This is a genomic window from Finegoldia sp. BIOML-A4 (genome assembly GCF_009679635.1).
In the GTDB taxonomy this organism is placed as follows: Bacteria; Bacillota; Clostridia; order Tissierellales; family Peptoniphilaceae; genus Finegoldia; species Finegoldia magna.
In genome coordinates this window covers 1-15,105 of sequence record NZ_WKZC01000002.1, presented here as the reverse complement: position 1 = coordinate 15,105, position 15,105 = coordinate 1, and the positions used below count along the sequence as shown (strand labels likewise).

The window sequence follows — 15,105 nt, the reverse complement described above, 5'->3', positions numbered from 1 at the left end:
TGAAGAGAATATGATAATATTTAGAGTTTTTTTCAAAATCATATTGTTTCCTATTAGTATAGTGTTAAGTATCATCACTCTATTTTTAACGTTTGTATTAGGACTTAGTACAATATTTTTTAAACTGATTTCATTTATCGCTATTATGGGATTTTTGGGATCTGTTTATCATGGAGAAAAAGCACTCGCTATAGAGGCAATTATACTAGCATATCTTTTTAGTCCTTATGGTTTACCAGTGCTAGGATATTTTATTATAGAAGTGATAGAAGAGGTGAATGAAAGAATAAAAGCAATTTAAATATAAAAATAAATAGATTAAAACGATGAAAAAGAGATAGCAAAATCAAAGCTATCTCTTTTTATATGAAAAGAAAGGGGGTTATGATGAAAAAAATAGTTAAATTTGAATACTATTATGGCAATGAAGCAGAACAATATTCATTTTTTAGGATTCCCAAAACTTTGTTTACCGACTTAAATTTTAAAAAACTATCCGTAGAAGCAAAAATTCTTTATGGAATTCTACTCGATAGAATGAGCTTGTCAATTAAGAATAAATGGTTAGATGAAGAAAACAAGGTATACATCATCTATACCATAGAAGAAATTATGGAAGTATTAAACTGGGGGAGAAATAAGTCGGTCAAAGTAATGAAAGAAATTGAAGAAATAGGATTATTAGAAAAAAAGAGGTTAGGACTTGGAAAGCCAAATTTACTTTATGTAAAGAACTTTATTTACACAGAAAATAATAAAACTACAGAAGTTTCAAAAGCAAACCTCAAGAAGTTTAAAAAACAAACTTCAGGAAGTTTAGAAAACAAACCTCTAGAAGTTTCAAAAGAGGACTCTAATAATACTAATATTAATAATACTGAAACTAATAATACTGATTTTAATAATATCACCCCCATATCCCCCTTAGAAAAGCTAGGAGAAAAATCAAAAAAAACTTTGGAGGAGGAAGAATTAAAAGAAACTATAAAAAAGAATATATCTTATGAAACCTTTGAAAAAGTAAGAATAGAAGAAAAGAAGCAAGTAGATGTAATGATAAATGTACTTGTAAAAGCCTTAACTAGCTTTACAAACATTAAAATAGGAGGGAGGCATATATCCAATGAAAATTTTAAAGAAAGATTTCTAAGTCTTAACTATAAACACATAGACTATGTTTTGAAATACCTAAGAGAAAATGCTCCAAAGGATATTAGAAACATTAATGCTTATCTACTGACTCTCTTATACAATGCAGATGAAAATATTAGAAACATAGAAGTCATAAAGAGAGAAAATCAGAAAAGAGAAAACTATGACTATAGTAACGATGAGGATATATGGAGAGAAATTTTAAATACTTGATAGGAGAGGAGCATATGGAATTAATAAAAGAAATCCTAGAACAGAAAATAAAAAATGCAGAAACAAATAGTCCATCAAAAGATGAAGAAAATAGGAGTTATATAGATCAAGAAACAGGATTAAAATATTGTGCAAAATGTAAAACACCAATTGAAAAAGAAATAGACTTCTTTGGAGAAATAAAAAAAGTTGGTATTTTATGTCAATGTAAAAAAGAAAGACAAAAATTAGAGGAAGAAAAAAGAAAAGAAAATAAAAGGCTTTTGAAAATTGAACACTTAAAAAAAGAGTGTTTTTCTGATCCTATCCTATTAAATTGGAATTTTAAAAATATGGACAAAGACAGTGAGCATGAAAAAGTAGCAAAAAACTATGTTGAAAAATTTGATGAAATATATGAAAACAATATAGGGTTAATTCTCACAGGGAATGTTGGTTGTGGGAAAACTTACTTTGCAAGTGCCATAGCAAATGCTTTACTAGAAAAAGAAATATCAGTCAAAATGACAAATTTTTCTGTAATTTTAAATGATATGACTAACTTTGAGATTGATAAGAGCAAGTATATAGATAACCTAAATCATAAGAAACTATTAATTATTGATGATTTTGGAATGGAAAGAGATACAGATTTTGCAGCTGAGCATATCTTTAACATAATAGATAGTAGATATAGAAGTGGGAAACCTCTAATTATAACAACAAACTTAAATATATCAGCTTTAACTAATCCTGAAACTATAAAAGATAAAAGAATTTACTCAAGGATACTTGAAATATGCAGTCCCATTATATTTACAGGAGAAAATAGAAGAATAGAAAAAATGAAGGAGAAATCAAAATTAGCCTATGAAATATTAAAAAAAAATGAAAGTAGGTGAGTGAATGCAAAATGATGATATAAATAGCAGAACAATAGCCATAGTAAAAAAAGCGGGGATAGTTACAGCCAAGCAAGTTATAAATTTGATGAAGAAAATATTAGAAATAAATAAACATAAAGCGCAGACAGAACATTCAAGACCCTTAGAAAAATTTAAAAAAGTAAAAGTAAAAGACCTTGTAAAAAAAGGTAAAGTAGAAACCTTAGAATTAAATGACATAGACTTAAAAGCATTGAAAAAAGAATTAAAAAGATATGGGGTTAAATTTTCCATAAAGAAAGATTTAGAAAATGGAAACAACATTATCTTTTTTCAAGCAAAAGATATAAAAGTAATGGAACAAGCTTTTAAAAAGACAGTCCAGAAATTTACTAAAGATAAGTCAAGAAAAAGAAAATCTTTAATAGAAAGGCTTAATAACTTCAAGGATAAAGTCAAAGATACTATTGACAGAGATAAGGTTAAACATAAGCATCAGGAACAAAGTTTATAATAAAAGCACTTGGATATATAATATATATGATGAGAAGGTATGAATAGTTTTATCGTTGAATACTATGAAAAAGAAAATGGGAGTCATCCAGTAGAAGAATTTCTCTTATCTATAGATAAAAAATGAGAGCAGAAGCATTAGGAAAGAAACTAAAAAAATACCTTTGAAAGTAAAATATAAGTATAATGGTGGTTTAAAATGACACATAAAAGAATATGTCCCATATGTAACTCAAAGATGAAGCAACAGTTTATAGGTCTATTACATTGCAAGTGTGGTATAAGCTATCATAAAGATCTAGGATATTTTAAAAGAAATGAAAATATGATGTTTGTCTTGGAAAGAAAAAAGATAGGTAAAAAAATAAAACAAGTTCCAGTAATAAGATATAAAAAAGATAAATAAAATACTAATGGGTAGAGAAATCTACTCTTTTTTATGGAGAGGAAGTGATTAATTCGAAAATACTAAATGAAATAATAAAAGATATAAAAAATGTTTTTAAGATAAGAGATAAGAAGAAATTTGTATTAGAAAATTTTCCTTACCTCTTATTTTTTTATATAGGAAATATCTTTGCAAGCCATGTCAACTCTTATGTAGGAGGAGATATAATAGATAGAATTCTAGTGGCTTTTAGTCAAATAGATACTTTAAAATATATTCCATCATTAAAAATAAAAAACCTGATACCCGGTCTAATTCTATCAGTAGTTATCAAGTTAATCCTTATACAGAAAAAGAAAAAAGCAAAAAAGTTTAGAGAGGGCAGAGAATATGGATCGGCAAGATGGGGAAATGAAAAAGATATTGAGCCATACATTGACAAGAAGTTTGAAAACAATGTGCTACTAACTCAAACTGAAAGACTTACCATGAACAATAGACCTAAAAATCCAAAATATGCTAGGAATAAAAATGTATTGGTAATTGGAGGTTCTGGAAGTGGTAAAACAAGGTTCTTTGTAAAGCCGAATCTCATGCAAATGCACTCTTCATATGTAGTGACCGATCCAAAAGGAACATTAGTCTTGGAATGCGGAAAAATGTTGGAAAGAAATGGATATGAGATAAAAATACTAAATACAATAAACTTTAAAAAATCCATGAGATATAATCCCTTTGCATACTTGAAAAGTGAAAAAGATATTTTGAAATTAGTACAAACAATAATTGCAAATACTAAGGGAGAAGGAGAAAAATCAACTGAGGATTTCTGGGTAAAAGCTGAAAAACTCTACTATACAGCCTTAATTGGATATATTTTTTATGAAGCTCCTAAAGAAGAACAGAACTTTACAACTCTACTTGCTATGATAGATGCAAGTGAGGTAAGAGAAGAAGATGAAAATTTTAAAAATGCAGTAGACTATATGTTTGAAGCATTAGAAAAAGAAAAGCCAAACCATTTCGCAGTAAAACAATATAAGAAATACAAACTTGCAGCAGGAAAAACTGCCAAATCAATCCTTATATCCTGTGGAGCAAGGCTTGCTCCATTTGATATTCAGGAACTTAGGGACTTAATGAAAGAAGATGAACTGGAACTTGATACACTTGGAGAAAAGAAAACAGCTTTATTCGTAATAATATCGGATACAGATGATACATTTAACTTTGTAGTATCAATAATGTACTCACAATTATTTAATCTATTATGTGATAAAGCAGATGATGAATATGGCGGAAGACTTCCTGTTCATGTGAGATGCCTACTTGATGAATTCGCAAATATCGGCTTAATTCCTAAATTTGAAAAGCTGATAGCAACTATTAGAAGTAGAGAAATATCAGCTTGCATAATATTACAAGCACAATCACAACTAAAAAGTATCTATAAAGATAATGCAGATACCATAGTTGGCAATTGTGATTCGACGTTATTTTTAGGAGGCAAAGAAAGAACAACATTAAAAGAATTATCTGAAAGTTTGGGAAAAGAAACAATAGACCTATATAACATATCAGAAACAAGATCGAATCAAAAGAGTTTTGGTTTAAACTATCAAAAAACTGGAAAAGAATTAATGAGCCAAGATGAAATAACTGTAATGGATGGTGGGAAATGTATCTACCAATTAAGAGGAGTTAGACCATTTCTTTCAGATAAATTTGACATAACCAAGCATAAGAATTATAAGTTCCTTGAAGATTATGATAAGAGAAATATATTTGACATAGAGAAATACCTACAGAGAAAAGATGAGGTTAAGTTAAAAGAGAGTATGGTAGTTGAAATATTAGATGAATAAATTTAAAATTAAATAAGAAGTAAGATAGATATTTAGGAAAGATTAAAAGAAAATACTTGACAAAAAATATTTTATAACATATAATAATGTCAACAGTACCCGACACGCCTCTTAACAATGCGGACCAAGTCGGGTCATTTGATTTTAGGAGAAAAAATGAAAAAAATTCATCAAGAACCGATTAGTATAGAAAATCAAGTAAAAAACTTAATAGACTTAGGACTTTTAGTAGAAGATAAAACTTATGCTAAGAAAATTCTTGGAAGAATATCCTATTACAGGCTGATTAAAGCTTATAGTATCACATTAAAAAAAGATGGAAGATATATATCAGGAACAAGTTTTGAAGATATTGTAAGTTTATATAAATTTGATAGAGAACTTAGACAGCTTATATTTGAAACAATAGAGCATATTGAAGTTTCTTTAAGAGCGGTTATCACAAACTATTTTTCTTTAAGATATGGGAACTTTTCATATAAAGATATGAATAATTTTGAGAAACAAAAGGAACAAGAAAGGGTACTAGAAGAATTAGCAAGGGAAGTTAAAAGAAATAGACGCTCACCATTTATAAAAAACTTTAAAGACAATTATGAAGGTGGAGAAATTCCACTCTATGCAGTGATAGAAGTGGCAAGTTTTGGAACTTTATCTAAAATGTATAAGAATATGAAAAATGAAGATAAAAGTAAAATTGCAAAAGTCTTTCATACAGACTACCATTACTTTGAATCTTGGATAGAAAATTTTGCCTATATAAGAAATATATGTGCCCATTATGGCAGGCTATATGGAGCAAAGCTTACAAAATCACCAAAGCTATATAAAGAATATTTAAAAAATAATATTTCAAACAATACAATATTTGCTACATTAGTTAATCTTAAAATAGTTTCTGAAGAAGAAAATTACAAAAATTTTTATCATGATCTAACAGCACTAATAGCAAGATATGAAAATATTGAATTAAGACATGTTGGCTTTATAGAAAACTGGAAAGAATTACTAAAACCATAAAATTAAATAGAGAAATTTACACCGAAAAAAAATATTTCGGTGTTTTTTTATGCCCAATGGAGGAAAAATGAAATATATACGAGATGAGCCGAAAAAATAAGATACAGAGAAAAATGAAATATTAATCAATTAGAAGTAGAAGCGATAGAAAAAACTATCGCTTTTTTTATGGAATAAAGGAGATAGAACAAATGGAAAGAGAAATGCTAAATATTAACGGAAATCTAGTAGGAGAAATAAAAACAACTGCAATAGATACAAAGGAAGGAGAAAAAGAAGTAGCTAACTTCACAATAGTTAGAAAGAACAAAGAAGAAGAAAAGGTTAAAAAAGAATATATCTACTGTAATCTCTACGGAGAAAAGGCAAAAAGTGTGAAGGAATTTAAAAGTGGAGAATACATCCATATTTTTGGATATTTTAAGGAAACAAAAAAAGAAGACAAGACATTTAAAAATTTTATCGTAAAGCACATAAATAAAATTAAAAAAGAAGAAAAAGAGGAGGAAATATAAATGGAATTTTTTACACAAGCAGTAAATGTATTAAAAATATTAGTTACAGCAATTGGTGCAGGGCTTGGAGCATGGGGTGTTATCAATCTGATGGAAGGTTATGGGAATGACAACCCTGGTGCTAAATCTCAAGGTATTAAGCAGCTTATGGCTGGAGGGGGAATTGTACTCATAGGTTTAAAACTAATACCGCTATTAGCAAACGTGTTAAAATAAAATGTTTAATATAGTAGATAAGATCAAAGAGTTTTTTTCGGAGATACTTATTGATATGATCAAGGAAAATTTAAGCGGAATGCTCCTTGATATAAATGACAAAGTATCAACGATAGCAAATGAGGTAGGAAAGACTCCGAGTGGATGGAACTCGGAGGTTTTCCACTTCATAAAGTCTATTTCAGAAAATGTTATACTTCCCATAGCAGGTCTTATCATAACGGCTGTACTATGTATTGAATTAATTCAAATGGTAATGAACAAAAATAATATGCATGACACAGATACCTTTGATTTTTTTAAATATATGATAAAAATGTGGATAGCAGTATGGCTTGTATCTCATGCTTTTGACTTTTCTATGGCAGTATTTGATGTGGCACAGAATTTAATAGGAAAGGCAGCAGGTGTGGCAAATGCTAGTGCAAAAGTTTCTCCAGGTGATATAGCTAATATGGTAGATAGCCTAAAAGGAGAGTCAATAGGAAAATTAATGACTATAGTATTAGAGACAGCAATTGTAAAGATGATAATTCAAGGGATATCAATACTCATTACAGTTATTCTATACGGCAGGATGATAGAAATATATATTTATACTTCAGTTTGCGCCATACCTTTTGCCACAATGGGCAATAAAGAATGGGGAAGTATTGGAACAAACTATATAAGAGGGCTCTTCGCACTTGGCTTGCAAGGTTTATTCCTACTTATATGCGTAGGAATTTATGCCGTACTTGTTAAGACTTTAAATATATCAGACATACACAAAAGTATTTTTGAATTACTAGGATACACCTTAATACTTGGTATAACTATGATGAAATCAGGAAGTATTGCAAAATCAATTTTAAATGCTCATTAATAAAAAAGGAGAAGATGATGAAAATTAGAAGAAAAAAGGACAAAAAAATTAAGCTAAAAACACTTGGAACAATAGGACTCCCAATACTTTTAATAGGGGGATATATTACAAGAGAAATACAAAATAGAATGATTATAAGAAAAACATTGGAAGTTTTAGATAATAGAGAAGAAACGAATGAAAAAGTCTTAGAAATAGCAGTGAATATGGGAAAATCACAAGAAGATCTGAACAGAGAAGATATATATGGATTTTACTTAGAGGGGTTAGAATAATGGCTTATGTAAATGTCCCAAAGGACTTAACAAAAGTAAAAACAAAGGTAGCTCTAAATCTAACAAAAAGACAATTAATTGGCTTTACAATTGCAGGTCTAATAGGCTTTCCAGTATATTTAATGGTAAAAAAAGTGCTTCCTAATGACCTATCTATGTTAATTATGATAGGTGTGTCTTTTCCTATAATATTTGCAACTCTTTATGAAAAGGACGGGATCTATTTTGAAAAATATTTAAAGTATATTATAGATAAGAAAAGACAGACAAGTATAAGGATATACAAGACAGAATGTATTTATGATATAAAGAAACAAAGAAAGGAAAGGAGTAAATGAATCAAATACAGAAAAAACAACAGAAAAAATTAAATCAAGAAAAAAGAAATTTAAAAAAACAAAAAGAAGATTTAAAAAGCATTAGTATAAGTCAAAAAAAGATGAAAAAAGCAAATATTTCTAAAGAAAAAGGAAAGCCCAAAAAGAAGCTTTCCTTTTTTGGTGGGAAGAAGAAAAAGAGTGTTCAGGAAACAATCCCTTATTTAAGAATGTTGAGAAATGGGATTTGCCAAGTTGAGAAGAACAAATTTAATAAAATGATACGTTTTTTAGATATTAACTACCAGCTTTCAACAGAAGAAGATAAGGAAAGTATATTTAATGAATTTTCAAGTTTTTTAAACTATTTTGATCCAAGTGTTGATATAGAACTTTCATATATTAATCGCATAGGAAAAAATGAAGAAGTAGAAAAAAACATCAATGTTCCGGATAGAAACGATTCATATAATGAAATACGAAAAGAGTACAGGGAAATGCTAAAAAATCAGAGTCAAAAAGGAAATAATGGACTTACTAAATATATGTATATCACCTTTAGCTTACAAGCACAAGATTTAAAAGAGGCAACTACAAGACTTGAAAGAATGGAAATGGATATATTAAATAACTTTAAGCAGATGGGAGTAAAAGCTTATGTATTAAGTGGATATGAAAGGTTAAAGGTTATTCACGATATCTTAAATCCAAATAAGAATTTTGTTTTTTCATTTGAAGACCTAAAATATAGTGGACTATCTACTAAGGATTATATAGTACCAGCATCATTTAACTTTTCATCTAACAATCAATTTAAAATTGGAGAATACTTTGGAGAAGTAAACTTTCTACAAATTCTAGCACCTGAATTATCAGATAGATTATTATCAGAATTTTTAGGAGTTGAAGAAAATATGATTGTAACATTTCATATAAATTCCATTGATCAAACAGAAGCTATAAAGATGATTAAAAGAAAAATAACAGACTTGGATAAAATGAAAATTGAAGAAAATAAGAAGGCTATAAGATCAGGATATGACATTGATATTCTTCCAAGCGATTTAATTACCTACGGTAATGATGCTAAGAAACTATTAGTAGAACTTCAAAATCATAATGAGAGAATGTTTGTCATAACTATTTTGTTTACAAATATGGAAAAAAGTAGAAAGAAATTGAGTAATATAATCTTTCAACTAAATTCAATAGCAGGTAGGCATAATTGTGTATTGAAAAATCTTAACTATAGACAGGAACAAGGACTAATTTCTTCCCTGCCACTTGGAAAAAATGAAATAGAAATAAAAAGAGGACTTACAACCAGCTCTACAGCAGTCTTTATTCCTTTTACAACAGAAGAGTTGTGCTTAGAAGGAGAGAGCTTATATTACGGATTAAATGCTTTAAGTCGTAATATCATTATGACAGATAGAAAGCTTTTAAAGAATCCAAACGGTTTAATACTTGGAACACCGGGTAGCGGTAAATCTTTTTCAGCTAAAAGAGAAATTACCAATGCTTTTTTAATCACACAAGATGACATCATTATCTGTGATCCGGAAGGGGAGTATGGAAATTTAACTAAGGCACTAGGTGGAGAAGTTATAAAAATATCGCCAACAAGTAAGGATTATATAAACCCGTTGGATATAAATGTAGACTATGCCGATGAAGACAATCCCTTATCTTTAAAGTCTGACTTTATTCTTTCACTGTTTGAACTTGTAGTAGGAAAGGAAGGGTTAAGTGCAGAAGAAACTTCAGTAATTGATAGATGTCTTCCAATATTATATAAGGATTACTTCGACAATCCAATTTCTGAAAATATGCCAATTTTAGAAGATTTATATAATTTACTTTTAAAACAAGAAGAAAATGTAGGGAAAAAATTAGCGGTAGAAATGGAAATTTATGTCAAAGGCAGCCTCAATGTATTTAACCATAGGACTAATGTAGATACAGGAAATAGAATTCTTTGTTATGACATTAAGGAATTAGGAAAGCAACTTAGAAAAATAGGTATGTTAATTGTTCAAGATCAAGTGTGGAATAGAGTAACTATTAATAGAAATAAGAAGGAAACCAGATATTACTGTGACGAATTCCATTTGCTTTTAAGAGAAGAACAAACAGCCTCATATTCCATAGAAATTTGGAAGAGATTTAGAAAATGGGGCGGGATTCCAACAGGATTAACACAAAATGTAAAGGACCTTTTAGCCAGTCCCGAAATAGAAAATATATTTGATAATACAGATTTTATCTTAATGCTTAATCAAGCTAGTGGTGATAGGGAAATTTTAGCTAACAAGTTAAATATATCTCTTTATCAGTTATCCTACGTAACAAATTCCAATGAGGGAGAGGGATTACTATTCTATGGAAACACAATAGTACCTTTTGTAGATAGATTTCCTAAAGATACAAAATTGTATAAGTTAATGACAACTAAACCAGAAGAATTAAAGGAAGGGATAGAAATTGATAGACAGAGAGAAGTTAAAAACTAACTATATTATTAATTTAGATGCAATTTCTGCTCTAAAGGAATTTCCAGATAAAATATTTGATTGCTGTATTACATCTCCTCCATATTATGGACTTAGAGATTATAAAGCAGAAGGACAAATTGGAAGAGAAGAAAGTCCGGAGGAATATTTAAATAAATTAATTGAAGTCTTTAGAGAAGTAAAAAGAGTATTAAAAAAAGAAGGAACACTTTGGGTAGTTATTGGAGATTCTTATGCAGGTACAAGAAGCAAAAAAAAATATAAAGATCCTAAAAACATAGAAGGAAGAAGTGGTCAAAAAGAGTCTATTACAGAAAAACTCAGTGGCTACAAGGCAAAAGACTTAATGGGGATACCTTGGCAACTAGCTTTAAAATTAAGAGAGGATGGTTGGTATTTAAGAAGCGATATTATTTGGCATAAGGAAAATGCCATGCCTGAGTCTTGTAGGGATAGACCATCAAGGTCTTATGAACATATCTTCCTACTATCAAAAGCAAGAAAGTATTTCTATAACTTTGACGCTATGAAAGAACCAATAAAAGAAATAAGCAAGAAAAGATATATGAGGGCAAGAGGAAAAGATAATAAGTATTTACAAGAAGGCACAGGAGCTAAAAGACAGAGCATAAATGAAGCAAGAGAGTATGGAGAATATATAGGAGATAATGTCCCTAAGTTTAGAAACAATAGAGATATTTGGACTATTAACACCAGTGCGTTTAAAGGAAAACACTATGCGGTATTTCCACCAAAACTGGTAGAACTTTGTATAAAAGCAGGATGTCCTAAAAAAGGCTTAATTCTTGATCCCTTTATGGGTTCAGGAACTGTTGGAATGGTAGCTATTAGGATGGACAGAGAATATATTGGAATTGACATAAACAAAGACTACTGTCAAATAGCTAAAGAAAGGATAGAGAAAAATATGAAATAGGAGGTATATATGAAAAAGAAAGGGAAAGTAAACCCAAGAGATGTACCAAAGACCAAACTTATATCAGAAAAGAAAGAAGAAAGCAATGAAAAATTCAGTAGTACAGAGAGAAAATCAGATTTTTCAAAAAAAGAAATTAATAAAGTAAAAAGCAGGAATAACATAGACAATAATGATGAAAACTCTAAGTATTATTCATCTCATTTGCAAGAAAATAGTCAGGATTTACTCAACGAAAAAGATAAGTCAAATAGAGGAAGAAGACAAAGAAAAAACCATGAGGAAAAATTTGCAGAAGCCTCCTATCATAATGAATATCAGCCAGAATATTCGCAACAGCAGCATAGAAAAATGGAAGAAAATGAGGAAAGTAGATATGGTGAATATTACGGGCAAGAAACAGAATACAGGCTAAGTAACTTTAAAGAAGATTTTAATGATAGACCAAATTCAACTAGCTCTAATTTAAAAAGTAGCACTTCTCCCCAAAAAAATTACAAGGGGAATAGTAATTTAAAATGGAAGAAAAACGTTGAGAGTGAAAGTTTTAATGGAGTGCAAGAGAAAAAAATAAGGAGATTTAGAAAAGAAGAAGATAAGGATTTTAATATAGAGGTAAGTTCAACATATGATCCCTTATCGCAGGACTCAGATAATGATGGTGTCATAGATCGCTATGACATGAACTTTAGTGATAGCAATGTATCATATAGGGACACAAGAGATGACTATAAGTATTTACCATCTTCTGATGTGCAAAGAAAAAATTGGGATGGTTATTCTATTCTTGGTGAGAAAGGGAAAGAAAGCTTTCAAAAAAACACCTTTAAAAAACTTTATCAATCTCAAAGTCAGTTTAAGGATAAAGGGGAAAAAGTAGAATTAAAATCTTTAAATGGGAAGTATAGAAGAAAATATCTATCATATAAGGCAAATGAAGAAGATAAAAAAATAATTCAAGACCTGAATACTAATAAAAAACAAAATAGCAAATATTTCAAAGGCAAAGTTAGAAATTTAGAAGAAAAAGATATGCTAATGGGTAAGGTTTCTAGTGGGAAATTTAGACAGGATAGCCTATCTGAAGGATTCAAAAGTGAATCTGAAAAAAATAAAGATAAATATAATATAAATAAAAAGAATCAAGAAAAAATAGGCACGAAAAAAGAAATCTTCAAACAGGAAAAAAACGTAATAAAAAATGAGAATCTTGAAGTAGATGAACTTGATTTAAATCATAGTGGAATTTCTAATAAAAACAAGGGAAAGAAAAGACAAATAAAAGACGCTTTTGATAATACTATAAAGAAAAGCAACTTTGATCCAAAGAAAGAATACACCAGGACAAAAAAAGAAGTACAGGATTCTAAAAATGTATCTGAAGAAAATAAGGTAGATACAAAAAATAAAACTAAATTCCATTCTAAAAAAGATAACAAAAGTGAAAAAGATAAGTTTTATAAAAAGGAAGATAAAATATCAAAACTATATGAGAAAAAGAATAAAAAAGAAAAAGAGTTAATTAAGTATAAGAAAAAGTCAAAAAAAGCGGGTTTAGAAAAACCTATTACTTTTGCGAGTGCTATGACGGCAAACTATCTATATAGTGGGAAAGATGATAATGCAGGTGTTAACGCTGCTTATAAGCTTAGTAGAACTACCGAAGTTGTAGGTAGAGAAATTAGCCATTTTAGAAGAAAAAAACCTTTAAAAACTCAAAGAAAAATAAAATCTTTAGAAGGAAAAATTTATAAGAAAGAAAGTAAACTTCTATTTCAAAGAAATTTTGAAGAATTGAAGAAGACTAAAGCTTATCAAAACTCTAATAAACTGAATCGATTTTTTATGAAAAAGAAGTTTCAGAGAGATTTTAGGAAGAAACACGGGGAAGGTTTAGTAAATAGAGTAAAGAAATCTTTCGCTAATATTGGAAAGAAAACATTGGAAGCTTTAAAAAACAAAGGATATAAGCAAATTTTAATTGCCCTTTGTATTTTAGGACTTTTTTTTATGCTATTTCAAGGAATTAGCAATGTTGGCAGTCTTACTTCAGGATTAACAAGTAATGTTATAGCTACAAGCTATCTATCAAAAGAAGAAGTTTTAATGGATATTAACAATGAATTTACAAGTTATGAATATGCCTTACAAGATGAAATAGATAGTATTAAAGAAAATTATCCAAATTATGATGAATATCATATAAAAGGAGATTCTGTTGGTCATGACCTACACGAGCTTTTTAGCTATTTAACAGCAAGATATGGAGAGATTAAGTCAGCTGAAGAGATACAAAAGGAATTAAAAAAGCTATTTAATCAAATGTATGAGAAAAAATATACTTCAAAGTCTATTACAAAATATGACAGTGAAGGAAATCCATACACCTATAGAATTCTAACATTAACTATAAAAAAGAAAAGTATTGATGAAATAGCAAGAGAAGAATTTGCAAACTATGAAACAAATATGGCTCATTATTTAGCATTACTTGATAGTCAGGGAAATATGAGTGGATATTTTGGATCAAGCTATGGGAACTTGGGAGAGATTATAGACAATCCAAACTTTGGAAATCCCGGTCTTGCTTTTGATTCTGAAACTGCCAAAGCCTTATTTAATGAAGCAGAAAAACATATAGGTAAAAGATATGTGTTTGGAGCAAGTGGACCATCTAACTTTGACTGTTCAGGTTTTGTATGTTGGTCATTTACAAAGTCTGGTGTAAAGAGAATGCCAAGAACTACAGCTTGGCTTATTTATAAAAACTATTGTAATCCAATATCTCCAAGCGAGGCAAAACCTGGGGATATTATTTTCTTTAAAGGCACATATAATTCGGGTACGCCAATTTCTCACGTAGGGATATATGCCGGAAATGGAATGATGCTCCATGCAGGAGATCCTATCCAATATGCCAGTATAAACTCAAGGTATTGGAAAAATCACTTTTATTCCTTTGGTAGACCAAAATAAGGGGGGAGTAAAAATCTATGAATAAAAAATTAATCAGAAACATAGAAAAACAGAAGAATTTAAGAAAGAAAAAAGAAGAAATTGAAATAGAACTTCAGTTATTAGCAGAGGAACAAGAAGAAATAGAAAATTTAGAGGTCATCAAGGAATTTCGAAGTAGAAAAATATCTCTTGATGAATTTTTATTTATTGTTAGAAAAAATAAGGAAGAAGAAAATAGAGAAAGACAAGAACTTAAAAGAAAAGATACAAATGAAAGTGAGGAAAATTTATGAAAAAAATAACCAGTGGAATTTTAGCTGTGATAATGCTACTTGTAAGTTTAGTGAATATAGTGGCTGTAAGTCCTGTATATGCAAGTACAGATTATAAGGTAGAGTGGACGGAAGATGATTTTATGTATTCCTCTGAGGGAAATATAATTGCCTTTAGTGATAAGGGCTTAGAAAAGAAAGAGAAGACAAATATTCTAGTATT

17 protein-coding genes are annotated in these 15,105 nt (G+C 29.2%); all 17 read left to right on the top strand.

Annotated features, from left to right (window positions below; genetic code table 11):
* The first annotated feature begins 10 nt into the window (after positions 1–10).
* Positions 11–301 (top strand): CD1845 family protein, encoded by a 291-nt coding sequence (locus GKG01_RS02450; protein ID WP_154271280.1) that lies wholly within the window; start codon positions 11–13, stop codon positions 299–301.
* Between the two features lie 86 nt (positions 302–387).
* The gene (locus GKG01_RS02445) at positions 388–1,365 is read left to right on the top strand and encodes a replication initiator protein A (RefSeq protein ID WP_154271277.1); all 978 of its coding nucleotides are present in this window, start codon (positions 388–390) and stop codon (positions 1,363–1,365) included.
* A 14-nt stretch (positions 1,366–1,379) separates the two neighbouring features.
* Positions 1,380–2,246, top strand: coding sequence for an ATP-binding protein (locus GKG01_RS02440; protein WP_154254045.1), 867 nt, complete (start codon positions 1,380–1,382; stop codon positions 2,244–2,246).
* Between the two features lie 4 nt (positions 2,247–2,250).
* On the top strand, positions 2,251–2,742 hold the full coding sequence (locus tag GKG01_RS02435) for a PcfB family protein (RefSeq protein WP_004837287.1): 492 nt from the start codon (positions 2,251–2,253) through the stop codon (positions 2,740–2,742).
* Between the two features lie 198 nt (positions 2,743–2,940).
* Entirely contained in the window at positions 2,941–3,147 is a 207-nt protein-coding gene (locus GKG01_RS09295; RefSeq protein WP_004829710.1) for a hypothetical protein, read from the top strand.
* Between the two features lie 59 nt (positions 3,148–3,206).
* Positions 3,207–4,994, top strand: a complete 1,788-nt coding sequence (locus tag GKG01_RS02425; RefSeq protein ID WP_346962827.1) for a VirD4-like conjugal transfer protein, CD1115 family — start codon at positions 3,207–3,209, stop codon at positions 4,992–4,994.
* Between the two features lie 156 nt (positions 4,995–5,150).
* On the top strand, positions 5,151–6,014 hold the full coding sequence (locus GKG01_RS02420; protein WP_072470443.1) for an Abi family protein: 864 nt from the start codon (positions 5,151–5,153) through the stop codon (positions 6,012–6,014).
* A 191-nt stretch (positions 6,015–6,205) separates the two neighbouring features.
* A complete protein-coding gene (locus tag GKG01_RS02415; protein WP_154254044.1) occupies positions 6,206–6,529 on the top strand; it encodes a single-stranded DNA-binding protein in 324 nt (107 codons plus the stop codon).
* A complete protein-coding gene (locus GKG01_RS02410; RefSeq protein ID WP_002838961.1) occupies positions 6,530–6,745 on the top strand; it encodes a Maff2 family mobile element protein in 216 nt (71 codons plus the stop codon).
* A 1-nt stretch (position 6,746) separates the two neighbouring features.
* Positions 6,747–7,610, top strand: coding sequence for a VirB6/TrbL-like conjugal transfer protein, CD1112 family (locus tag GKG01_RS02405; RefSeq protein ID WP_025194490.1), 864 nt, complete (start codon positions 6,747–6,749; stop codon positions 7,608–7,610).
* A gap of 17 nt (positions 7,611–7,627) precedes the next feature.
* Positions 7,628–7,885 carry a hypothetical protein gene (locus tag GKG01_RS02400; RefSeq protein ID WP_154254042.1) on the top strand — a complete coding sequence of 86 codons (258 nt, stop codon included), beginning with the start codon at positions 7,628–7,630 and terminating at the stop codon, positions 7,883–7,885.
* Positions 7,885–8,223 carry a PrgI family protein gene (locus tag GKG01_RS02395; protein WP_002838958.1) on the top strand — a complete coding sequence of 113 codons (339 nt, stop codon included), beginning with the start codon at positions 7,885–7,887 and terminating at the stop codon, positions 8,221–8,223. Before GKG01_RS02400 ends, GKG01_RS02395 begins: the two co-directional genes overlap by 1 nt.
* A complete protein-coding gene (locus GKG01_RS02390; RefSeq protein WP_022620875.1) occupies positions 8,220–10,715 on the top strand; it encodes a VirB4-like conjugal transfer ATPase, CD1110 family in 2,496 nt (831 codons plus the stop codon). The genes GKG01_RS02395 and GKG01_RS02390 overlap by 4 nt, the downstream gene beginning before the upstream one ends.
* A complete protein-coding gene (locus GKG01_RS02385) occupies positions 10,687–11,652 on the top strand; it encodes a site-specific DNA-methyltransferase (protein WP_154254039.1) in 966 nt (321 codons plus the stop codon). Before GKG01_RS02390 ends, GKG01_RS02385 begins: the two co-directional genes overlap by 29 nt.
* Positions 11,653–11,661: 9 nt before the next feature.
* Entirely contained in the window at positions 11,662–14,628 is a 2,967-nt protein-coding gene (locus tag GKG01_RS02380) for a C40 family peptidase (RefSeq protein ID WP_154254037.1), read from the top strand.
* Between the two features lie 17 nt (positions 14,629–14,645).
* Positions 14,646–14,903 (top strand): hypothetical protein, encoded by a 258-nt coding sequence (locus tag GKG01_RS02375; protein WP_002838952.1) that lies wholly within the window; start codon positions 14,646–14,648, stop codon positions 14,901–14,903.
* On the top strand, positions 14,900–15,105 hold a 206-nt coding region (locus tag GKG01_RS02370), incomplete at its 3' end, for a hypothetical protein (protein WP_154274621.1). The genes GKG01_RS02375 and GKG01_RS02370, both read left to right, overlap by 4 nt.